Annotated in this window: 18 protein-coding genes and 1 tRNA gene; 8 read left to right on the top strand and 11 right to left on the bottom strand. The window is 48.0% G+C overall.

Annotated elements, in window-relative coordinates; genetic code table 11:
* The first annotated feature begins 38 nt into the window (after positions 1 to 38).
* Together QJS83_RS16170 and QJS83_RS16165 are read left to right on the top strand one after the other, a co-directional pair.
* On the top strand, positions 39 to 1472 hold the full coding sequence (locus QJS83_RS16170) for a helicase HerA-like domain-containing protein (RefSeq protein ID WP_284606392.1): 1434 nt from the start codon (positions 39 to 41) through the stop codon (positions 1470 to 1472).
* A 216-nt stretch (positions 1473 to 1688) separates the two neighbouring features.
* Positions 1689 to 3110: a DUF1254 domain-containing protein gene (locus tag QJS83_RS16165; protein ID WP_284606391.1), complete on the top strand. Its 1422-nt coding sequence runs from the start codon at positions 1689 to 1691 to the stop codon at positions 3108 to 3110.
* 54 nt (positions 3111 to 3164) lie between these two features.
* On the opposite strand, the gene QJS83_RS16160 is transcribed toward QJS83_RS16165, so the two are convergent.
* The 5 genes from QJS83_RS16160 to QJS83_RS16140 form a co-directional block, all read right to left on the bottom strand.
* Complete coding sequence (locus QJS83_RS16160) at positions 3165 to 4835, bottom strand: carboxylesterase/lipase family protein (RefSeq protein WP_284606390.1); 1671 nt, start codon at positions 4833 to 4835, stop codon at positions 3165 to 3167.
* A gap of 154 nt (positions 4836 to 4989) precedes the next feature.
* A tRNA-Arg gene (locus tag QJS83_RS16155) sits at positions 4990 to 5065 on the bottom strand.
* Between the two features lie 8 nt (positions 5066 to 5073).
* Positions 5074 to 7140, bottom strand: a complete 2067-nt coding sequence (locus QJS83_RS16150) for a M1 family metallopeptidase (protein ID WP_284606389.1) — start codon at positions 7138 to 7140, stop codon at positions 5074 to 5076.
* A gap of 49 nt (positions 7141 to 7189) precedes the next feature.
* A complete protein-coding gene (locus QJS83_RS16145) occupies positions 7190 to 7912 on the bottom strand; it encodes a pseudouridine synthase (RefSeq protein ID WP_284606388.1) in 723 nt (240 codons plus the stop codon).
* 8 nt (positions 7913 to 7920) lie between these two features.
* Entirely contained in the window at positions 7921 to 8541 is a 621-nt protein-coding gene (locus QJS83_RS16140; protein ID WP_284606387.1) for a murein L,D-transpeptidase catalytic domain family protein, read from the bottom strand.
* Positions 8542 to 8765: 224 nt separating this feature from the next.
* Between QJS83_RS16140 and QJS83_RS16135 the strand changes: the two genes are divergently transcribed.
* On the top strand, positions 8766 to 9500 hold the full coding sequence (locus QJS83_RS16135; RefSeq protein ID WP_284606385.1) for a type 1 glutamine amidotransferase domain-containing protein: 735 nt from the start codon (positions 8766 to 8768) through the stop codon (positions 9498 to 9500).
* Entirely contained in the window at positions 9497 to 10453 is a 957-nt protein-coding gene (locus QJS83_RS16130) for a sigma-54 interaction domain-containing protein (protein WP_284606384.1), read from the top strand. The genes QJS83_RS16135 and QJS83_RS16130 overlap by 4 nt, the downstream gene beginning before the upstream one ends.
* On the opposite strand, the gene QJS83_RS16125 is transcribed toward QJS83_RS16130, so the two are convergent.
* Together QJS83_RS16125 and QJS83_RS16120 are read right to left on the bottom strand one after the other, a co-directional pair.
* Positions 10447 to 10983 (bottom strand): hypothetical protein, encoded by a 537-nt coding sequence (locus QJS83_RS16125; protein ID WP_284606383.1) that lies wholly within the window; start codon positions 10981 to 10983, stop codon positions 10447 to 10449. The two genes, QJS83_RS16130 and QJS83_RS16125, sit on opposite strands and share 7 nt — an antisense overlap.
* A gap of 61 nt (positions 10984 to 11044) precedes the next feature.
* On the bottom strand, positions 11045 to 11287 hold the full coding sequence (locus QJS83_RS16120; protein ID WP_284606382.1) for an ElaB/YgaM/YqjD family protein: 243 nt from the start codon (positions 11285 to 11287) through the stop codon (positions 11045 to 11047).
* Between the two features lie 175 nt (positions 11288 to 11462).
* Between QJS83_RS16120 and QJS83_RS16115 the strand changes: the two genes are divergently transcribed.
* The 3 genes from QJS83_RS16115 to QJS83_RS16105 are packed head-to-tail and all read left to right on the top strand — an operon-like array spanning position 11463 to position 14807.
* The gene (locus QJS83_RS16115; RefSeq protein WP_284606380.1) at positions 11463 to 11996 is read left to right on the top strand and encodes an NAD(P)H-dependent oxidoreductase; all 534 of its coding nucleotides are present in this window, start codon (positions 11463 to 11465) and stop codon (positions 11994 to 11996) included.
* Positions 11986 to 13803, top strand: coding sequence for a glutathione-regulated potassium-efflux system protein KefC (kefC, locus tag QJS83_RS16110; RefSeq protein WP_284606379.1), 1818 nt, complete (start codon positions 11986 to 11988; stop codon positions 13801 to 13803). The genes QJS83_RS16115 and kefC overlap by 11 nt, the downstream gene beginning before the upstream one ends.
* Positions 13800 to 14807 (top strand): Ppx/GppA phosphatase family protein, encoded by a 1008-nt coding sequence (locus tag QJS83_RS16105; protein WP_284606377.1) that lies wholly within the window; start codon positions 13800 to 13802, stop codon positions 14805 to 14807. The genes kefC and QJS83_RS16105 overlap by 4 nt, the downstream gene beginning before the upstream one ends.
* Here QJS83_RS16105 and QJS83_RS16100 read toward each other — a convergent pair.
* Positions 14804 to 15934 (bottom strand): baeRF3 domain-containing protein, encoded by a 1131-nt coding sequence (locus QJS83_RS16100; RefSeq protein WP_284606375.1) that lies wholly within the window; start codon positions 15932 to 15934, stop codon positions 14804 to 14806. The genes QJS83_RS16105 and QJS83_RS16100 overlap by 4 nt on opposite strands.
* Before the next feature lie 160 nt (positions 15935 to 16094).
* On the opposite strand from QJS83_RS16100, the gene QJS83_RS16095 reads away from it, so the two are divergent.
* The gene (locus tag QJS83_RS16095; protein WP_284606373.1) at positions 16095 to 16547 is read left to right on the top strand and encodes a host attachment protein; all 453 of its coding nucleotides are present in this window, start codon (positions 16095 to 16097) and stop codon (positions 16545 to 16547) included.
* Here the strand turns inward: QJS83_RS16095 and QJS83_RS16090 are convergent.
* Genes QJS83_RS16090 through QJS83_RS16080 form a run of 3 tightly spaced genes read right to left on the bottom strand, consistent with a single transcriptional unit; the run spans position 16544 to position 20686 of the window.
* Positions 16544 to 17602 carry a PulJ/GspJ family protein gene (locus QJS83_RS16090; protein WP_284606371.1) on the bottom strand — a complete coding sequence of 353 codons (1059 nt, stop codon included), beginning with the start codon at positions 17600 to 17602 and terminating at the stop codon, positions 16544 to 16546. The two genes, QJS83_RS16095 and QJS83_RS16090, sit on opposite strands and share 4 nt — an antisense overlap.
* Positions 17603 to 17604: 2 nt before the next feature.
* Complete coding sequence (locus QJS83_RS16085) at positions 17605 to 18111, bottom strand: PilW family protein (RefSeq protein ID WP_284606370.1); 507 nt, start codon at positions 18109 to 18111, stop codon at positions 17605 to 17607.
* Between the two features lie 10 nt (positions 18112 to 18121).
* Positions 18122 to 20686 carry a hypothetical protein gene (locus QJS83_RS16080; protein WP_284606369.1) on the bottom strand — a complete coding sequence of 855 codons (2565 nt, stop codon included), beginning with the start codon at positions 20684 to 20686 and terminating at the stop codon, positions 18122 to 18124.
* Positions 20687 to 20772 lie beyond the last annotated feature (86 nt).

Here is a 20772-nt window from a genome sequence, read left to right as displayed (position 1 = left end):
AATGACATCTGTAAATAAAGAAAGATGGAGGGGCGAAGGTGGATAATCGAATTTTGATCGGCCAAGGAAAGAACCCCTGTTATCTCGAGGGGCGTTTCGCCAATCGTCACGGCCTTATTGCCGGCGCCACGGGGACGGGAAAGACGGTGACGTTGCAAATCCTCGCGGAAGGATTTTCTAAAATGGGTGTGCCGGTGTTTTTGGCGGACATCAAAGGTGATCTCGCAGGCCTGTCGCAAAAGGGGAGTTCTCATCCTAAAGTGGAAGAGAGGGCCAAGGCTTTGGGGTTGAATGATTTCACCTATCAAGCGTTTCCCGTCGTCTTTTGGGATCTTTTTGGTGAACAAGGTCATCCCGTGCGGGCGACTTTGTCAGAGATGGGACCTCTTTTATTATCTCGCTTGTTAGAGCTTAATGACGTGCAAAGCGGTGTTCTTGAAATGCTCTTTAAATATGCCGATGATCACGGACTGCTTTTGTTGGATTTGAAAGACCTTCGCTCTTTGATCAGTTTCGCCTCCGAGAATACAGCAGTCTTTACGCAAGACTACGGTAGTTTAAGCAAACAAAGTTTGGGAGTTCTGCAACGCGAACTTCTGAGTTTGGAACAACAAAAGGCGGAAAGTTTTTTTGGTGAGCCCGCTCTGCAACTGAGCGACTTTATGCAGACCACTCTTGACGGCAAAGGTGTTATTAATATTCTCGCAGCTGATAAGCTGATTCCACATCCCAAACTTTACGCGACCTTTTTGTTGTGGCTGCTTTCAGAGCTTTTTGAAAGTCTTCCAGAAACAGGGGACGCCGCCGTACCGAAACTGGTCTTTTTTTTCGATGAAGCTCATTTGCTCTTTGGCGATGCGCCTAAGGCATTGCTTGATAAAGTCGAGCAGGTCGTGAGGCTCATTCGCTCAAAAGGCGTCGGTGTTTACTTCATCACACAAAATCCCCTGGACGTGCCTGAAAAAGTTTTAGGGCAACTGGGCAATCGTGTGCAGCATGCCTTGCGCGCGTTTACTCCGAAAGACCAAAAATCCGTCAAAGCCGCAGCCGAGACCTTTCGCACTAACGAAAGCGTCAACGTAGCGAAGGTCATCACCGAGCTGGGAGTCGGTGAGGCCCTTGTTTCCACTTTGTTTCAAGGAGGTGTTCCCAGTCCCGTGGAGGTCGCGAAGATCTGTCCTCCGCAATCGCGCATCGGCACCATCACGAAAGAGGAGAGGGACCTTGTGATGAGCCGTTCGCCGTTCAAGGGGCGCTATGAACAAACCGTCGATCGTGAATCCGCGTATGAAAAACTGCAAACGCGAGCACAAGCCCCCGAAAAACCACCCGAGAAAAAATCAAAACGAGAACCTGAAACTTTGTGGGAGACAGCGACGAAAAGTGCCGTGCGCGCTGCAAGTTCTCAAATGGGGCGGAGTCTAGGACGAAGTCTTTTACGGGGAATCTTAGGCTCGCTCAGTAAAAAGTAATTTCCCGGAACAGACGAAGGCGAATGGACGATCGCAAGGTGAATTTCTGGGTTGAAGAGTTCACTGCCGAAGACCGTGACTGTTCCCGCGAAGTCCATGTTGACCGTCATCGTTCAGTAAACGATCTGCGTTCCGGCACGACTGTATTTGCTCAAAACGGAAAGCAGTTTGTTGCCCTTCCTTTTCTGACCTCTACCATTTTAGGTGGAGGTTCCGATGAGAAAATTATTTGTATACAGTTTTCTAGGGGCACTACTGTTGTGCGGGAGTAGCCATGCGCAAGACACGGTCATCGGTGGCGCTTCCACAAATAAAGCTTTTCATGAAACAGCGGTTGAAGCCGCGATCTGGGGCATGCCGATCGTCGCGATGGATGCCATGAGGCAAGCTTATCTTCGCGATGCAAAGGCCAACTACAACGATGTCGTTCAGCTGCCTATGACGTGGAAGAATCAAATCACGACGCCGAACTCTTCTTCGATCTATCTTTACATCAACTACAACACGAAGGACGGTCCGGTTGTTATCGAGATCCCGGCAGCCGAGGGCGGCGGAGTTTTCGGCGCTATTGATAGTGCGTGGCAGGTGCCGTTAGCTGATTTTGGTCCCAAGGGGCTGGATAAAGGAAAAGGCGGCAAGTATTTGATTCTGCCGCCGGACTATAAAGGCAAAGTGCCTGCCGGCTATTTCCAAGTTAAGTCAGACACCTTCAATGGATACTCATTGATCCGCGCGATTCCTATTTCGACTTCAAAAGAGGACAAAGAAAAAGTGATGACCTTAGTCAAAAAGATTCGCGTCTATGCTTTGGCGCAGGCAAGCAGTCCTCCGAACACGCGTTTCATCGACATGAGTGAAAAACTTTTCGATGGTATCGCGAGATATAACGAAACTTTTTATGAAACTTTAGCACGCATGATTAATGAAGAGCCTGTTCTAGAACACGACAAAGCGATGATGCGCAAACTTAAAAGTATCGGCATTGAAAAAGGCAAACCTTTTGAAAGCGGTTCGCGCAGGGAGGAATGGGCGGCAGCTATTGATGAAGCTCATGAGTTTTTCAAAAAACAGCTACTAACAAAGTCAGTGCCCTGGACAAGAAACCGCCAGTGGGGCATGTCTGAAGCGGGTATCAACGCAGTAAAATCGGGTTTTACATATAAATCCGGAAACAAAATAAATATCAACGACCGAGCCGTCACGTTTTTCTTGGCTTGTGCTCCCGCGAAATCCATGGGCGATGCGACGGTTTATCTAAGCGCTTTTAAAGACGGACAAAACCAGGTGCTGGACGGCTCCAGTGTTTACCGCTTACGAGTTCCCGCGAACGTGCCTGTCGAGCAGTTCTGGTCCGTGAATGTTTACGATTTGGATACGGCAGGTTTCATTCGTGAAGCGCCCGTGGTCGGGATTGACTCTTACAACCAGAAGATGAGTAAAAATGCGGACGGAACGACCGATATTTATTTCGGTCCAAAACCACCGACTGGAAAAGAGAATAATTGGATTTACACGGCTCCTGGCAAGCAGTGGTTTACATTCTTCCGCTTCTATGGCCCGAAAAAAGCGGTGCAAGACAAAACCTGGATTTTGCCTGATATCGAAAAAATTTCGCCGATGAAGCAAGCGGCGATGTAAAACTCTGACAACAAAAATCCCGCTCTGTTTGTGAGAGCGGGATTTTTTTATCTGTTATTGCGCGGGATTTGCAGGAGGTGTTTCAGGGGGAGTCGGAGGAGGCGTTGGTGTTGGAGTCGGATTTGTCTCTGCTTGTTTTTCGACGAGGTCTAAACGGTCTTTCCAAGGATCCGCGCCGAAAACAGTCCCCTCATCCAGCGTGAAGCGCAAAAGATTGGAAATATCCGTAGAGAACTCACTCCATGCGGGCATTTCAGTGCTGTTCGGACTGTCACCTTTGGCGAAATTCGCAAAGTAGCCATGAACGGCGTTCGCCGTCGCCTGATCTTTATCTGTCACGTTATTAAGATATCGCGCTTTTAAATTATTAAAGGCGTAGGGAAGGTCTGTGGCGTGGTTCGCGCCTTCCCAGTCGGATCGTTTTGTTTCAGCGACATAGTAAAAACGATAGATCCAGGCTTTGTTTCCTTGCGCTGTCATTTGCTCCGCCACAAAGCGCGCGGGCTCATTCATCGCTCTGTCAGCTCCCACGTCCTGATTCAGATCGCGCAGAGTTTTCGTTCCGTCGGGATCGTAAAGAGTTCTTGCTTCATCGGCATCTTCACCGAAAGTGGCGAAAAGCGCTTCTTTGGTCGGTTTAAACTCCAGACTGAGATCGCGACCGGTTGTACCTATGACGATGGGAATCTTAGTGACCGTCCCGGCTTTTAGTAAATCTCCCGGAGCCCCTTTAACGATTTCATTATCCACAATCGGCCCACCAGCATAGATCAACCGTTGATCGGGATCGAGCAGATAACTTGTCATATTGAGATCTCCCGTCACTTGTTCCGCCGTAAGAGCACGCAGCGCCGTCAGTGCTTCGGGACCGGTGCCTTCAATACCGACCGTGGAGGCAAAATTCACTCCAGTTTGTTCTGCGGAAAGATCGCCGGTGCTCATTTGTTTGCCGCCGACAAGCCAGCCGCGTCCTCCGCCAGACATAATAATTGCTTTGTGAAAAAGCTGTTTGTCATTTTGTGATGTCATCAAAGTAAGGACGGAAATACCGCCGGAGGATTCACCCATCACGGTCACTTGCGCGGGATTTCCTTGAAAGGCGGCAATATTTTTTTGCACCCATTGCAGGGCTGCGATTTGGTCCATGATGCCATAGTTACCCAAGGGTCCTTCTTTCGCCGTTGTCAAAGCGGGGTGAGCAAAAAATCCGAAGCGTCCCAGCCGATAGTTGAAGCTGACGAACACCAATCCTTTTTTTGCAAAAGAAGATCCGTCATAGATCGCTGCCGAAGAACCGCCGTTCACAAAACCACCGCCATGAATCCAAACTAAGACGGGACGTGTTTCGCCTACAGGAACCTCCGCAGGGCGCCACACGTTGATGAAAAGACAATCCTCTGCCGGAGAGTTTCCTGGAGGAGCCGCTTCGTTAACGTCAGGTTTTTGCATACAGTCCGCGCCATAAGTCAGAGTTTTTTTAACATCAGTCCAAGGTGCTGCGGGTTGGGGAGCTCGCCATCGTAAATCGCCAACCGGTGGAGCGGCATAGGGCACACCTTTAAATGACAAGACGCCATCAATAATAATCCCTTCAATGGTCCCTGAGTCGATCTGCGCCGTAGGTCCCTGCTGAGGATGTTGCGGCGGGGCTGCGACTGCGGGATTCAACATAAATGAAAGGACTAACACCAGCCATTTTTTGGGGAAAAGCAAATGTTGTATCATAAATCACTCCTATGAAATGTCAGTCTTCACACTTCATTTTAGTGCTTTATCTATTCAGTAACGCCTTGTTTATCTACAGCGGATTTTAGGACTAAGACTAAGGGCAACGTTCCCATTCAAAAGTCGTTTAAGGAACGGTGAAAGCGGGGATATTTGGTGACCCCACCCCGACTCGAACGGGGATCAAACGTTTAGGAAACGTACGCTCTATCCTGTTGAGCTATGGGGTCACGACCTCTTACAAATTTCTTTGTAGCGGAGACTGCAGAACCGGCCATGTGCTTTTTAAAGTCACCGGGCGGCCTTTGAAAACAAGAATACCGAATGTGCCATAGTGAGTAAGGCGAGTCGCCCATTCCGTTGGATTGTTGTCCTTGCTCCAACGGACCCACACGACAGTTTGTTGCGCATTGTTTTTCAAACGAGTAACTAAAACTGTGCTGTGTTCCTCTAAAAGAAACTGCTGCCCTTGCACCGTCATTGTTTTGTCAGAAAGTTGAAAATCTTGTTCGTGAAGCTGATCTTTCATGAAAGAGGCAAATCCGGCTTTATCGCCGACAAAAACCAAGGCGCCTTCGCTGGCGGGAGTCAACGCCTCCGCGACTTTATGGAAAGTGGATTTTCCGTCGATCGCTTTAGCCCAGACGTTGGCGAAAGCTTCGGCCTGCGTGTTCGCGGCATCAAAATAAAAATGCACGGAAGGACTTCCTAAGACGGCAGACAATGTCGCCGGTCTTTCTTCCAAATACAAATGGCGGAAAAGGTGGAACTCGGGGTCGATAGACACTTTCACGGGACGGGAGTGACTCACCAAAGAATAAATCTGGGATTTGTCGGTGAGTTTCGCGATCTGACGAACTTCTTCGCCGGATTCCAATTTCCAAATCACAGGAATTGAAACGTCATAAAGAGATCCGCTTTGGGTTTGCGCTAAAACGTACGTCGTGCTGTATGAACCGTCCAACCAACGCATGACTTTGACATCGGGAATTTCGATTTGCGGAGCGCCCTCGCGGTCCAACCACTGGGTGAAGAACCCGTCGAGATTTTGATTGGTGATTTTTTCAAAGCTCTTTTGAATTTCAGTGAACGAGACTTTCTTAAAAAGATTTTCGTTATAAAAATCCTGAAGGGTCTTTTTGAAAGACTCTTTGCCGAAGCGGAATTCCAGCATGTGAAAGATCATCATGCTTTTGCCATAACCGATTGCTTGAGAACTCTCGTTGTGACGGCCCTTAAATTGTCGAACGGGAAAATCTTTTCCCGGATTGCTTGCGACAAAGTCAGCATAACCCAGCAAAGTTTTAAGACGGTAAGCGCGGTCTTGACCCGCTTTTTCCTGTTGCCAGTAATCGGCCATGTAAGTCGTTAAACCTTCGCTCCAATTGCCTTTATCGTAATCAACATAAACGCTATTGCCCCACCAGTTGTGCAAAACTTCATGGGGCAAAGAAGAATTTAAAATAAACGGCAGACGAATGACAGTAGGCCCAAGCAGAGTAAAACTGGGCATTCCGTATCCGGTCTCCCAAAGATTTTCGACGACCGAAAAAGCCGAGTAAGGATAGGGCGCAATTTGTTCGGAGTAATGCTGCAAGAAACCTGGGAGTAACGATAGAAAACTCTGCGCCAGGGCCGGTTCCTCTTTACGCAAAAGAACTTGCAGTTTTTTTCCATTTGGAAGATCCATTTCATAACTTTTAAACGGACCAGCAACCAAATAAATTTCCTCTTGCGGATAGATTTCTACGAAACGTGTCGTACGAAGAACACCTTCCACGGCGGTGTTCGCGATCTGCCCTTGAACCAGAGAGCGCCACTCTGCAGGAGTTTGCACGGTGATATCGAAGCTTGTTTGTAAGCTTAAGAAAAAGGGATACCAGTAAGTGCTGCCAAAGAGTGTTGCGCCTTCAGGAGAAATCAAACCACGGCTGTCGTTGTTCAAAATAGGATCGTAGATCACGCCGAAATAACTTAAACTGACCTTGTTGTCTTGAGTGCCAAGGTTTAATCCATATTCGGCATAAGGTTCGTCACTTGTTGCCGGGTGAAGCAGCGTCAAAGAGTCGTCAGCGCTTGTCACGGAAACGCGCAGGTCTTTGTGTAAAAGAAAACTCAGCTTGCGGGGAGTTTCTTTGGCGAAACTAAGCGTGTCTTCCGCTTTGATCATTTTGAGGCCGGGATAAAGCTCGACCTTCATTTTGTGATGAAGGGGTGTCTGAGCGTGAGACTGCATTGTGATCAAAAGAATGAATAAAAGACCGATCACAACCAAGAGTTTGTGAAGAGCTTGCGCTTTCGTCATGAATTACCTCTGAAACGGGGACCATTTCTACGCCCGTCCCCAAAAGAGGTCAAAGGGATTTCAGTTTGTTTTCCAGAGGCTGCTGAGGATCAAAGAGAAGTTGAATTTTCTTCCACTTTTCGCAGCCGGGCGCTGCGATGGCGACTTTTTCGCCGCTCCAGGGGTGGGTAAACTCAAGGCGCGTGGCCTTTAAGCACAACCCCTCGATTCCAATGTGATTTCTGAAAAAACGGTTGTGATGAGAGTCGCCATGAACAGCGTCACCCAAGAGCGGATGTGAAATACGATTGAAATGGCGGCGGATCTGGTGATAGCGGCCCGTATGCGGTGTGACCTCCACCCAGGAGTAGCGCGCCGTTGGAAATTTTTTCCCGACAGCGACCGGGAGCTCTAAAGTCGCCAGACGGCGGTAACTTGTTTTGGCTTCAACGAGGTCTCCGGTGGAGTCCAATTCCAAAGGCAATTCAATCGTTGCGGCCTCGGGAACGTATCCTCGAACGACGGCTTGATAAGTTTTGTGGGTAGCTCTTTCCGTAAAGAGTTTGCAAAGCTGACTTGCGGAAGAAGAAGAGAGAGCAAAAAGCAAAACACCGCTTGTTGCGGCGTCGAGGCGATGCACGGGGTATACATGCTGCTTCATCATACGTCGCGCGTGATAAAGACAGATCTTATCACGCGAAACCCGATGTTGGACATTCTCGTGCGGATGAACGTGAAAGCCCGAAGGCTTATTCACGGCGATAAAGTATTCATCCTTATAGAGAAGTTCCAAAGCTCATCCTAGTTCTGTCCCGCCCAGATGTAGTAAACGCTGCCACCTTTAAGCTGAGACACCACAGTGTTAATATATTTTTGCTCCACCGCTGGGCACCCCTGGCTGCGTCCCAAAGGTTTGTATTGGGGATCGACGTACCAGGCACCATGAACAACGATGGCGCGATTCATGGCTTGATCATTTGTTTTTTCAAGACCCACTAAACGCATCGAGCGGCCATGCTTACCATTGTATTCCGAACCAGTCACGTACATACCGATCGAGGACATGTTGGAACCTTCAATATTGGAAAACTTTTGCGCCATTCCGGTGTGCTTAGGATCGGAACCTTTACCATGAGAAACCAAATAGCGTGTGACTTTACCACTTTTCATATCCACCAGGTACATGCGCTTGGAATTGGAAGCTTGAGTGAAATCGATCACCGTCAGATAGTTTTTATTGGCGATTTTATTGTAGTAAACATCATAATAGGTCAGCGCTTTTTCCAGAGCTTTTGTGGGAACTTCTCTTTTCGGATCGACGTAGTCGTATTTTGAGAGATCGACGTCAGGAGAGTTTGTTTGCGCAAAAGAGGGAAGAGCGAGAAATAAAGATAAGACGAAAGCGGAAACGGACATAGTCATAAGAACTCCGAGCTGAAATGCATGTTGCAAATCAAATCGGAGTCCCAGAGGCAGACTTGATGAAAAATTCCCCATTCTAGACTTTGGTTCGAGGAATTTTCGGACACTCAGAGATCGGCAAGGCCTTCGGGCTTGTTACGTGTTGATCCGCAAACGCTCTCTGAGAAGTTTGAGTTCTTTTTCCAAGTGCGAGATGCTGATCCTAAATTCAAGGAGGACTTTTTATGAAGAATAAGAAAGTGCTTTTTGTTTTAACCAGCACGGATCGCTTGGGTAATACGGGTCACAAGACAGGGGCCTACCTTTCGGAAATCACGCATCCTTATGATGAATTTGTTCGTGCCGGTTATAACATCGATATGATCAGTCCTCTGGGCGGCAAAGTTCCGCTGGATGGCGTGAAAATGGATGATCCTCTGAATGCCACGTGGATGAACGACGAAGAATTCCTAAGCAAAGTGGAAGAGACCTTAAAACCTTGGCAAGTCGACGGCCACGACTACTGCGCGATTTTTTTTGCCGGGGGACATGGCACGATGTTCGATTTTCCGGAAAACCTGCAGCTACAAAAATTAGCGACGGATGTCTTTGAAAATAATGGCGTCGTTGGTGCCGTCTGCCACGGTTCGGCCGGTCTTGTGAACGTGCGTTTATCCGACGGAAGTTATCTTGTGCGAGGTCACGAAATTTCATGTTTCACGAATGAAGAGGAAGAAGCCGTCGGCATGGAAAAATCTGTTCCGTTTCTTTTGCAGACGCGTTTAAGCGAGCGGGGAGCCCTACCAACAATGGCGCCGAAGTTTACAAGTCATGTCGTGCGCAGTGGACGTTTGGTGACAGGGCAGAATCCCGCCTCCGCCGCAGAGGTAGGACGCTCCATGATTGAAGTTCTCGATTTTATCGATGAAGGGCGAATCCTTCCAGAAAGAAACTGGTGTGAATGGAGGGCCTTGCAATGACAGAAGGTGAAATCATTGCTCGCAGCCCGCGTTTTTTGCAAGTATTGGATATGGCTCGACGTGTGGCCGCGAGTTCCGCCAACGTTCTGATCACAGGGGAAAGTGGGACGGGAAAAGAAGTGATTGCGCGCATGATTCATGATCTCAGTGCGCGCCAAAAGAAAACGTTTGTTCCGATTAATTGCTCGGCCATTCCTGAGCCTCTGTTAGAATCCGAGCTTTTCGGATACGCCCGCGGTGCTTTCACCGGAGCGACAAGTCCGAAGGCGGGTTTGTTTGAAGAGGCCGACGGCGGAACGTTGTTTTTAGATGAAATCGGCGATTTGGATCTGCATCTGCAGGCAAAACTTTTGCGCGTCTTACAGGAAAAGAAGGTCAAGCGCGTCGGAGAAAATCACTATCGCGCGCTGAACATCCGCATTCTTGCCGCGACTCACAATGACCTTTCCGAAGACGTTTCACAAAAAAAATTCCGTGAGGATTTGTATTTCCGTTTGAATGTCGTGCCGATTGAAATTCCGCCCCTCAGAGAGCGACCGGAAGATATCGTTCCCTTGGCGGAATACTTTTTAAGAAAGTTTTCTTACCGACACTATGGCGTTCAGAAAAAAACTTTTTCCGCTGACGTGCCGTCGTTTTTATTGTCGCAATCCTGGGCGGGAAATGTGCGGGAACTGGAAAACAGCATTGAACGCGCCGTCGTTTTGACGGAGTCCGATGAAATCACCGTCAAGGACATTGATGCAGGACATGGGAAAAAACTTTTATGCCTGGAATCTGTTTTCGAAAAGATCTTTCAAAAAGAAGGCCGGTTACTTTCGTTGGAAGAAATGAGTCACTACTACATTGAATACGCTCTGCAATTAAACAAGGGCGCTCGTGAAAAGACCGCCCGTGATTTAGGAATTGATCGTAAAACACTGTATCGCAAACTCAATCAACGCTATCAGTGAGGACCCGTTGTGGGTCTTTCGCGTTCCCAGGCTTCTTCGCGGCGAGACTCCATACGCTCTTCGCGGCGAGGGCCGTGTTTTGCGGCTTTGTCACGACGTTTTTCTTCACGTTCTCTGACAATGTCCAGGATGAAGGCGGAAAGGGCGTGTTCAAGCTCGCCGGGTTTGCCTTCCTCGCGTTCTTCATGGCGGTGTTTCGCTTTTTTCTTGTGAGCACCGGGCCATGCTCTAAAGAAGGCGAAGAAGAAAGAAGCCAAAGCGATAAGGACCAAAGCCAAACCGCCGCCAAACGTGGCCGTGAAGGTGAAGCCTCCCGCTCGGTCATACTGGCTGGTGGCATTGTACAAAGCAATGAAGAAGCCTCCGCAGAATAAAACCACGGCACAAATGCCGACCATAGCAAGAGTAACGATATTACGACTTTTGTGAATGATTTCTTCGAATATTTCCATAGCGCTTTCTTTAAGGGTGAGAGATTTGTTATTCACCTTGTTAAAGAGAAATGACATGATGAGAGCGATAATCTGCATACGAACTCCTCAAAGGTTCAGGAGGTCCTCCGTCCCTGGAAAACCTCCTTTTAAAATGTTGTTAATGTCTGCGACGAATCATGAGGCCTGCGACAAAACCAATGGCGGCAGCTCCAAGAACGGAGTAGAACGGGTGGGACTTGAGCATGTCTTCGGAAGCACCCACAGCGTCGTTGGCTTTGGATTTCAGATCTTGGAATCTTTCATTCCACTGAGATCTGCTAAGTTCCTGGCTGATATTCTCCTTAATATTTTCTTTGATATTGCCAAGATTGCTTCTGTAATCGTTAGGTGTAGTTTCCATGGAACGACTCCTTTTGTGATTGTTGGTAAGCACTAAAATAGATCAAGCAGGAAAGGTGCCAACGCGTTGGCGGTGGTAAATGCGAGATAAGCATTTCTTGCGGGAATAATTCCCCTAGTCACAATGGAGAATCGCCTCGTTTGACCCTGGCTTGTCAGGCGTATACGATAACTGCATGAAAAAAGTCCTTGTTCTTTATGCTCATCCTCTTTCGCGCCGTTCACGTGTCAATCGTATGATTCTGGACCAGTTGCAAAATGTCGAAGGCGTTACGATTCACGATCTTTATGAAGAATATCCCTACTTCCATATTAACGTAAAAAAAGAGCAGGAACTTTTGCGCCAGCATGATCTTGTCGTGTGGCAACATCCTTTTTACTGGTTTGGAATGCCGCCTCTTATGAAGCTTTGGTGCGATGAGGTTTTGCGGAAAGGTTTCGCGTACGGGCCGGAAGGACATGCGCTGCAAGGCAAAGATTTTTTACTGTCTTTAACCATGGGTGGATTGGAAGATCCGGCAACGCCGACATCCATCGAGGCGTTCTTTCCTCCTTACCAGCAAACAGTGCAACTTTGTGGAATGCGCTGGCTGAATCCCGTTGTTATGTATGGCACTGGAAGATCTTCTGATGAGGACATCGTTCGTCACGCCGAAAAAATCCGCGGGGCTATGACTTCGTACTGTGCGGGAGGCCCTTGTGCACTTTAATCCGCTTTTCTATGTTTTGATTTTTTTAACAGCGGCTTTGATTTGCGTGCCGATTTCAAAACGCCTGGGGTTTGGCGCCGTCCTTGGTTATTTGATTGCAGGCATGATCGTCGGCCCTTTTGGTTTCGGGGTCATTAAAAGCGTTGAAGATCTTATGCACATCAGCGAGTTCGGCGTCGTGCTTCTGATGTTTATTATTGGTCTGGAACTTGAGCCGAAAAAGTTATGGGAAATGCGCATGGCGATTTTTGGAATGGGCACATTCCAAGTTCTGGGCTCGGGACTCTTGATCGCGACGGGACTTTATATTTTCCATCCGTCGTCATTCGCGACCGCGCTTCTTGTGGGGATGGCCTTTTCCCTGTCTTCAACGGCAATGGGTTTGCAGCTTCTTGGGGAGCGCCGTTTGTTGGCGACCACAGGCGGGCAGTCGGCTTTTTCTATTTTGTTATTTCAAGATATTGCTGTGATCCCGATGATCGCTGTTCTGCCTCTGCTGGCAACCAAAGTTGCGGCTGCAGACAGCGCCGTTCCCGCGTGGTTAAGTGTTTTAAAAGTCATCGGCGTTTTGGCGGCGGTGATTGTGATCGGGCGTTTGGCTTTACGCACGCTTCTGCGTTGGATCGCAAGTCAGCATTTGCGCGAAATTTTTACGGCCTTTGCATTGTTTCTTGTCGTGGGCATGTCCTTTCTGATGCAGAGCTTAGGCATGTCGATGGCTTTAGGGGCTTTTATGGCCGGCGTGCTTTTGGCGGACAGTGAATATCGTCACGCTTTAGAAACTGACATCGAGCCTTTTAAAGGCCTTCTGATGGGCCTTTTCTTTATGTCCGTCGGGATGGCTGTGAATTTTAATATCGTCAGACAAAACCCGTGGCTTTTGGTGGCGATGGCGGTGGGTCTGACGGCGGCGAAGATTTTTATAAACGTGATGTTGGGTTTGTTGTTTAAGATTCCCAAAAAACAAATTCCTTTCTTCTCGGTCTTGTTATCTCAGGTCGGAGAGTTTGCTTTTGTCCTTTTAGGAGCGGCCCTCGGCTTTGGTATTCTTCGTCAGGAAGAGAGTGATTTTTTAACGGCGGTCGTCGCGTTGACGATGTTGCTGACGCCCTTCGTGGTTCTTTTCTATGATCATGTGTATTTACGTATTTTCGGCAAAGTCTCTGTGATTCCTGACGACCAGTTCGAAGAAGAGCACAATCCCGTGATCATCGCGGGGTTTGGTCGCTTCGGTCAGATCGTGGGACGTCTTCTTTACGCCAATCGCATTAAGGCCACCGTTTTGGATCATGAACCGGGACAGATCGAGATGCTGCGCCGTTTTGGTTTCAAAGTTCACTATGGTGACGCAACAAGAATGGATCTCTTGGAGTCGGCGGGTGCAAGAAACGCCAAAATTCTGATCGTGGCTATTGATAATATCGAAGACAATCTGAAACTCGTTGATTTGGCGCAAAAGACCTTTCCGCATCTGAAAATCTTCGCGCGGGCCCGCAACGTCGGGCACATGTATTCGTTGATGGACCGCAAAGTGCAGGGGATTGAAAGGGAAACTTTTGAGTCGTCGCTGCGCCTGGGCTCCACGATTCTGCATGAGCTGGGCTGGCCGGCTTATCAAAGTGTTGTGGCTGCGAATATTTTTCGCGATCACAATTATGACATGATTAAAGAACTGCACCAAAGAAGAGACAATCCCGACGAAATGATCTCAAAAGCGAAACAAGCGCGAGATGACCTTGAAAAAATGTTTCAAAAAGAAAATCATTACCTGGAGCTGACGGACGAAACATGGGGCGCGGAGCAATGAGAAAAAGCGTTTTTCTTTTAGTATATTTTTTCTGCGAAGTCGTTTTCGCAAATCCTTGTCAGGAAAAGCAGGGAGCTTTGGATTTCGGATCAGGAACCACGAAAGCTTTTGCGGCTGTCGTTGATGTCTGCGAGAAAAAAATCGTGCAGGTGCTTTATGAGGACCGCTTGGCGTTGGCTTTTAACGAAGCTTTGGAAAAATCCGAGAAAAAAGAAATTCCATTGGCAATGATTGAAGAGTCAGCCCCGCGTATCCAAAACATGCTGGAAAAAATGAAAGAACATGACGTCAAGAAAGTGACGGGGATTGCGACGTCAGTTTTCCGTGTCGCGAAAAATGGTAAGACGGCGATTGCTCTGTTGGCAAAAAAGATTTCGGTGCCGATTGAAATCATCTCTCAAGATAAAGAAGCGGAACTGGGTTATTGGTCGGCTCTCAGCAAAAAGAATTTTTCCGCGAAAGACCCCGTGATTGTTTGGGATATCGGCGGCGGTTCGATGCAAATGTATGCCCGTCGCAAAGGCCGGGTTTACATCTATGAAGGAAACTTGGCCTCTGTCACTTTCAAAAATAAAATTTTGGAAGTTCTGCAATTCAAAGATCCTAAAAAGTTTTCTTCGCCGAACCCTATCGGTGCGCAAAGACAAGCGGCTTTGCAACTTGCGAAGAATCATGCGTATTTGAATGTGCCGCTTTTTTTTAAAAATGAAGCTGCGAAGGCACATTGGATCGGAGTGGGCGGGGTGCTTTCCATGTCCGTGCAAAGACAGGTGGCGAAGGGACAAGACAGTTTTTCCCAGGAAGAGTTAGACCGCGTTCTTAAAGAGCGCGCGCAACTGTCGGATGCGCAAATCGACAGCGACTATCGGATCTCTGACATTTCAAATTTAGCGTTGGTTTTAGGTTATATGCAGGCACTTAAGATTGCCAAAGTCGAAACAGCACAGGCCTCTTTGGGACAAGGCCTGCTTCTTTACAATCTTCATCACATTAAACTGCATTAAGAACTCAGAATCGCTGCGGCGGGGGACGGCGTGGGCATATCTTTTTTGCCCAGAACAATCACTTCTCCGCCTTGGCGAATCACTTCGCAGGCAATGTCGTCCAGAATATCGTCGTCCTTTGAATTCGTCTGTTTTTCGTGGAACGTGATTTGCCCGCTTTGCCGGTGCAGCTGTCCCCAAATTTCCGCATTGTCGCGCAAAAACAAAGTGCGCACTTTGCCGCTTAAAGCCGCGCGGGAGATTTTCACTAAATCGTCAATAACTCGTTTTTGCCGAGCCAGCTCTTCGATCTCCGTCGTAGAAAGGCTCTTGTGTTTAGCGATATTCTTTTTAATTTCAAGGTTCGCATAGTGGATGATCGCTTCCATACGCGGAGTTCCTTTGGCCGGGTCGATCTTTACTAAATGCGGATCGGGATGACTGCTGATTTCTTTGTAAGCGTGGTAAAGAATTTCGTTAGTGAAAACAAACAGCGGCAAGGTTTTGTAACCGACTTCCTTGCTGATCTTTGCTTCGATCCATTTCAAAAAAAGTTTCACGCCGGTTTTCTTTTTAAAATGACTGTCTTGATTTCCGCGCCCGCGCAAAGTCGATTTAAGATGCGGGATAGATATGGTGTCGGAGTCGTCTAAGTGTTTCCAATGAATGGAGTTGCTATGCTGTCCTTGGTGAAACAAGAAAGTGTGCAACTCGGTGCCAGTTCCGCCGTCACAGTGTAAAAGAATCGATTCCTCTGCAGAAAGGAAAAGGGCATGGTAAATGTGTTCGTTTTGTAAATCCTCCAGAAGCGGTTTTAAGTGGAAGGTTTCCGATACGACAACTTTCGAAGGAAGATCGTGTCCCGCCAGGTAATAGCCACTCCAATGTTTATTAACAAAAACCGCAATGCCCTGTTCCCGCGAGGCAAAATGCTCGACAGGATTGAAGTTATAAATCGCCTCCAAGAGGCCCTTGTGTTGGTCTTCCTTTTCGTCAAAAGAAAGCAGGTGAGCGGCCCGGCGTACCAGAGCTTCGTATTCTAACTGCAGGGTTTTATCCGGGAGCGCAGGAACGTAGATGGAAATGCAAGGTCCATCCTGGACCGAAGTGAGCCTTAAAAGATCTTCGTGAGTCATCTTTTCAAGCATGAGTCCTCCGACTTTAGAGCGCAGACTGATATTTTCGCCGGGGAGTGTGGAAAACTCAAAAAGTCATTTGACAGTCCAGTGTGAGGGGTCATGTTGAGAAAAGGAAGAGGCTCCCAGTATACTGAATATGATCTCTCAACTCAGAAAAGAGAGGATACCCATGAAAACCTGGATTGTTGTTGTGAATCGTGTGGAAGCCAAAGTTTTTGAGTATAACAATAGAAATGGCAGTGAGGTGACATACGTCACGAAACTAGCCAACCCTCGAGGGCGTCTCAGATCCAAAGAGATTAATGCGGATAAACCAGGGTTCTTTTCGAACATGGTTTCGCACGGATCTCGTTATCAAAAAGCGCAATCGCCGACGGAAAGAGTGGCGCAGGAATTTGCGATCAAAGTTTGTGATTTCTTGGATGATTCTTCTCAGCAACGTGCTTTTGATGATTTGATTCTGATTGCCGAGCCGCAGTTCTTAGGACGCTTGCGCAACACTTTATGCAAGGAAGTCAGCCGTAAGGTTTCGCGCGAGATCGCCAAAGATCTTGGCATCGTCACCCGTGAGGAATTAAAAGAGCGTCTTTGGCCTGCTCCTGTTCAGACGTTCAGTCTTTAATCATTGCAGCTCAGAGGTCTTTTAATATTCAGATTCGGAGAAAAAATCGTACGACGGCGAATGGCTTCAAGTTTCACATCTTTGACCATTCGCTGATCGTTGACCGCCAGAGCTGCGGCTGTCGGCACTAATCTTAAAGCGATATGAATCGTATTCACACAGTTTCCGTTAACGTCCATATTGGCGGCAAAATTCGCCGTTTCTACTCGAACCCCGGGCCTTGTCCCGAAATACATAATTCTTAAACTATCAAATTGAAAATCGCCTGTCGGGTTCTGCAGTAAAACCACGGTTTCTTGGGTGCTTTGATTGATCTTCACAATGCTGCGATCGGATTTGCGCGCACAAAGAAAGAACGTGTTCGAAGGATAAACCTCGCTGCCGGTAATAAAGACGGCTTCTTTCTTGGTCGTCACGGCTCCGTCGCTACCCAACGGATTGCGCAGAAAAACACTGACGTAGTCAAAAGTTTTAGGCTGACCGAAATTATCCGTTTTTTGTAAGTCATCATAAGGGTCTGTCGGGGACTGAAGATGCATCACATGGCGAGCGACCTGATAGCGACGAATATAACGGCGGTCCGCATCGACAAGAACAACCTCACGCGGGCCCTGAGAATTGGTGAAAAGAGAATCCGCGGTGCTATCCGCTGTTAAACGCAGTTCGTTGGCCGGTGCGGATTTTTCCGAGTCGTAAAGCTCGGCCCATGCGCGCAACACGCGCTCTGAGCGACGGCGACGATCAAGACTTGTGTAGCGGATCACCGGAGCATCGGGAGTGTTAAGACAGTCGCCGGGCTCGGCGCCGACAGGGATGGATTTGACGCCGAAATACTCGACGGAAGAATTTTCCACCGGATCCAATCGTACCAGATTGCGGATGTCGCCTTCGATGTCGCTCAACGTAGAGGTCATTTCAAATTGCCCTGAACTCCACACCTCAATACTGCGATGTTCATTGAAAAATTGATGCAATAAAAACGTGGTCACGCCGATAACCAATGTCGACAAACCAATCGCCAGAAGCAGCTCGACTATAGTGAATCCTTTTTTCATACTCATCTCTTAAAAATGGTAATGTGGTTGTGAAGAGGCGTCGGCGTGCTGGATTTTGTTAGTGTCCGTGCGTGCAGAGTTACTTTTTTTAAAAAGTTCGCATGCGTGGGGAGTTTCATGCCACTGATGGAAAATGAGACATCCGAATTGGCGGCATTTTTAATTTTCCACAACACTTGAATTTCACCATTCCCGGGCGAAGCGACGTCACAGTAGTCATCGCTGCTGACAGATTGAGTTTCGGTTTGAAAGTTTCCCAAGTAATCGTAAGTTCGAATGATGCAAGTTTCCGCAGGCGGTAAAGCGGTGTACGGCATGCCCTTGAGCTCAATCACATTGTTGAGCAGAAGTTCTTTTAGTAGATTGGAATGGTCTTGTTGGGACTTGTGTGTTCTGTTGCCGAGGGCCAGATAAAGAAAGACTCCGACCGTGACCATGGAGATGGACAGGGCGACTAAAACTTCGACCAGAGTCATACCTTTTCTATTTTTACCGAAGCTTTCCATCATGCTGTGAATCCTATTTTGTGCGGGCTTCTAAAAGAGGTTGTTCGACACCGACGATAGACCCCAGATTGCGATAGTTTCCTGCCGGCATGTCTTGCACGAAAAGATATCTGCCATCGTTCGTTCGCGGGATGATTGCATATTTATCGTAAGTCTCAAGGCCTGCCGTCATAAAAGCCATGTTTTCTAAAATGCATGGCGTGCCCTGCGGTTTGTCTTGATAGTAATTACCGCGATCATAACCGAAGACCTTATGAGAAATATCAAAGGGAACATTCGGATTAGCGAAACTTTCCGCTCCTTGGTGCAGGGGCGTACTTAAATCGCGACGACCGGAAGGGGTTGAATTGTCGAAAGTCGTGTAAAGACGCAAACCCGTAAAGTACACTTCAGATTCTTGACGATTTGCCGAAGTGGCCGCTTGTTGTTTTCTAAAAACGGCCGGGTAGTACACCTTCGCGAAGAAATTTTCGCCGCCATAAAAACGCGAACTGCTGGGCGGAATCGGCGATAAAGACTGTGAATGGTAAGAGGGAATCATGGCGTAGTCGCCGATGCGGGCGTTGGGGTCTGTCGGGTTTTTCGTTAAGGTATGTCCCGCCAAGCTGATCATACATTGATTCGAAGGAAATTGCGAAGCGGAGGAATCCGGTCCGCTCCATAAACCACGAAGATAAAAAGGCTTCGAGGCATCATTGTTTGAATTTGAAATCACACTGACATTTTCAATCAAGTAGCGGCGGTAACCATAGCGGAAACCGTCATTTTCCTGACGGGCGGCATCGGTAAGGTTGTGATTAATGGGGCGGATTTTTCCACCACTCGCAGGCCAATACTGGGAAAAATGACTGTACGTCATAGGCACGTAGAAGGGACTTAAAAGGTGGACTTTCTCGGGCGAAAGAATCACAAGTGACAACGGCGACTTTTGAGCAGCCGGTGGCGATCCGGAATCATCTTTGTTAAACACTACTTCGCGCAGTTTGTCGGGTTGAGAATCCAGCGGCGAGGTCGTGTCTTTTTGATATCCGCGAAGAGCCAGCGTGTCTTCGCTGACCACCCACAGGGAAAGGTTTTTTCTGGCGACATTCGAAGGCAGAAGCCCTGTCATAAGACCATTGGCACTGTTCTGCCGAATCTCTGAAGGCACTTTTAAATAAATCACACGACGAAGCAGGCGTTCTTCTTTAGAAGGATCTTGAAGATCCGCGGCATTGAAGTTGTTGAGCGCGATGGTATCCAAATTGATAACGGAAGTTCTGTTACAGATGTTCGAGCTTGTCTGGGCATACTTCACCATGAAGTTCGAATCCCACACGGCGCAATCTTCGTATGAATTTATCGGGGAAGAAATCACCATTCCACATTTGTTGGCGTCTTCTTCAAGCGCCTCCAAGTTGTCCCAATTCATTGTCGGTGACGGAATTTCTTCAGAGTCACTGGTGAAAAGAAATCCCTCAAGCCCGGCGTCTTTTCTCCACTGCGCAAATCCTCGTGGAAAGTCTTCCGAGTTCGAACAGCGCTTCGCATTCGGAGCGTTTTGAGAATAGCAAGAGGCGTTGATACGAATGCCGAAGACGTTCGCCTGCCCATAGGCGTATGTGAAAATCGAGAAGCGGTCTGAGTTGTTAAAGTAAGCGCCCGTATCTGCGGCGGTCCACGCTCGCAGCGGAGGAGCGCCACCGAACAATGCTATAGGATAAACTTCATTTGCGACCGAAGCTTGCGATAAAGGCCCTGGAGTGCCTGCAACAATTTGATTACTGAGGTCGAGAGCCTTTTGATAATTTCTGGTAAAAATAGCATTCCCGGCACCGCGCTGAGCATAGTAAGTAGGCTGCGTGCCCCACGGATGATCAAAATTCTGAACAAGGCTTTCGATGTTAGAGGAAGGATCGGGGTTAGGCTGCGGCACATCGGTGACCTCATGCTGAATCCCTCCGCCGAATTGCATACGGTCGGCTTGAAAGATAGTGCCGAACTCTCCAGGCCACACACTTGGAAAACCATTATAGTTCATTCTTGGATCTTTGCGATCCAAATAGCCCACCAGGCGAAGAGGTCCGCGTGTATAAACACGGCGATCGCCGGCGATCACGGCTGTTGGGGATTTCTCGTCATAAACACGGTTCACGTAGATGGGTTGGCTGCATCCGGAAAAAAGAAGATAGTCAGACACATCCAAAACTTTGATGCGTTTTTTATAAAGCGCCGTCAGGTTTTTAAGTTCCCCTGTGGCTTCAAGTTCGAAGTTGCGTGTTTTAGAATTGTAGACTGCCGTGACCTTCCAGTTCACGCCATTCACGAAACTCCCTGAGACTTCAAAATTTTCCGCCTTCAAGCAGTTGTTGTCAGATGGGGGCTCCCAAAGGCGGCGCGCTAAAGCTGACTCCATCACCGCAAAGGCCGAGATCGTTGTTTCGTTAAGAAGAACTTGGTCGAACTCGCGAGTTTTGACGGTGTAGTCGCGACGGAAAATATCAGCCGAGGCCATTAAGAAAATGGATCCCACTGCACTGATAACTAACACAAGAAGCAAAGTCGTTTGGCCAATACAAGATGATACAGATTGCCGCATAGTCAAAGATTACCAACAAACTAAGGAATGTTGATAGAATATTGGTGGCAAAAGGCATAAATATTCTAAAATAATGTGGGAACGCT

It is taken from the genome of Bdellovibrio sp. 22V, from assembly GCF_030169785.1.
Taxonomy (GTDB): domain Bacteria; phylum Bdellovibrionota; class Bdellovibrionia; order Bdellovibrionales; family Bdellovibrionaceae; genus Bdellovibrio.
This window is presented reverse-complemented; position numbering and strand designations above follow the sequence as displayed.

Excerpts from the sequence above, each read along its gene's own strand:
- QJS83_RS16165 (WP_284606391.1), top strand. The coding sequence starts at position 1,689 with ATGAGAAAATTATTTGTATACAGTTTTCTAGGGGCACTACTGTTGTGC.
- QJS83_RS16150 (WP_284606389.1), bottom strand. The coding sequence starts at position 7,140 with ATGACGAAAGCGCAAGCTCTTCACAAACTCTTGGTTGTGATCGGTCTT.
- QJS83_RS16140 (WP_284606387.1), bottom strand. The coding sequence starts at position 8,541 with ATGACTATGTCCGTTTCCGCTTTCGTCTTATCTTTATTTCTCGCTCTT.
- QJS83_RS16120 (WP_284606382.1), bottom strand. The coding sequence starts at position 11,287 with ATGGAAACTACACCTAACGATTACAGAAGCAATCTTGGCAATATCAAA.
- QJS83_RS16100 (WP_284606375.1), bottom strand. The coding sequence starts at position 15,934 with ATGCTTGAAAAGATGACTCACGAAGATCTTTTAAGGCTCACTTCGGTC.
- QJS83_RS16130 (WP_284606384.1), top strand. The coding sequence starts at position 9,497 with ATGACAGAAGGTGAAATCATTGCTCGCAGCCCGCGTTTTTTGCAAGTA.
- QJS83_RS16090 (WP_284606371.1), bottom strand. The coding sequence starts at position 17,602 with ATGAAAAAAGGATTCACTATAGTCGAGCTGCTTCTGGCGATTGGTTTG.
- QJS83_RS16125 (WP_284606383.1), bottom strand. The coding sequence starts at position 10,983 with ATGCAGATTATCGCTCTCATCATGTCATTTCTCTTTAACAAGGTGAAT.
- QJS83_RS16095 (WP_284606373.1), top strand. The coding sequence starts at position 16,095 with ATGAAAACCTGGATTGTTGTTGTGAATCGTGTGGAAGCCAAAGTTTTT.
- QJS83_RS16160 (WP_284606390.1), bottom strand. The coding sequence starts at position 4,835 with ATGATACAACATTTGCTTTTCCCCAAAAAATGGCTGGTGTTAGTCCTT.
- QJS83_RS16105 (WP_284606377.1), top strand. The coding sequence starts at position 13,800 with ATGAGAAAAAGCGTTTTTCTTTTAGTATATTTTTTCTGCGAAGTCGTT.
- QJS83_RS16080 (WP_284606369.1), bottom strand. The coding sequence starts at position 20,686 with ATGCGGCAATCTGTATCATCTTGTATTGGCCAAACGACTTTGCTTCTT.
- QJS83_RS16115 (WP_284606380.1), top strand. The coding sequence starts at position 11,463 with ATGAAAAAAGTCCTTGTTCTTTATGCTCATCCTCTTTCGCGCCGTTCA.
- QJS83_RS16085 (WP_284606370.1), bottom strand. The coding sequence starts at position 18,111 with ATGATGGAAAGCTTCGGTAAAAATAGAAAAGGTATGACTCTGGTCGAA.
- QJS83_RS16135 (WP_284606385.1), top strand. The coding sequence starts at position 8,766 with ATGAAGAATAAGAAAGTGCTTTTTGTTTTAACCAGCACGGATCGCTTG.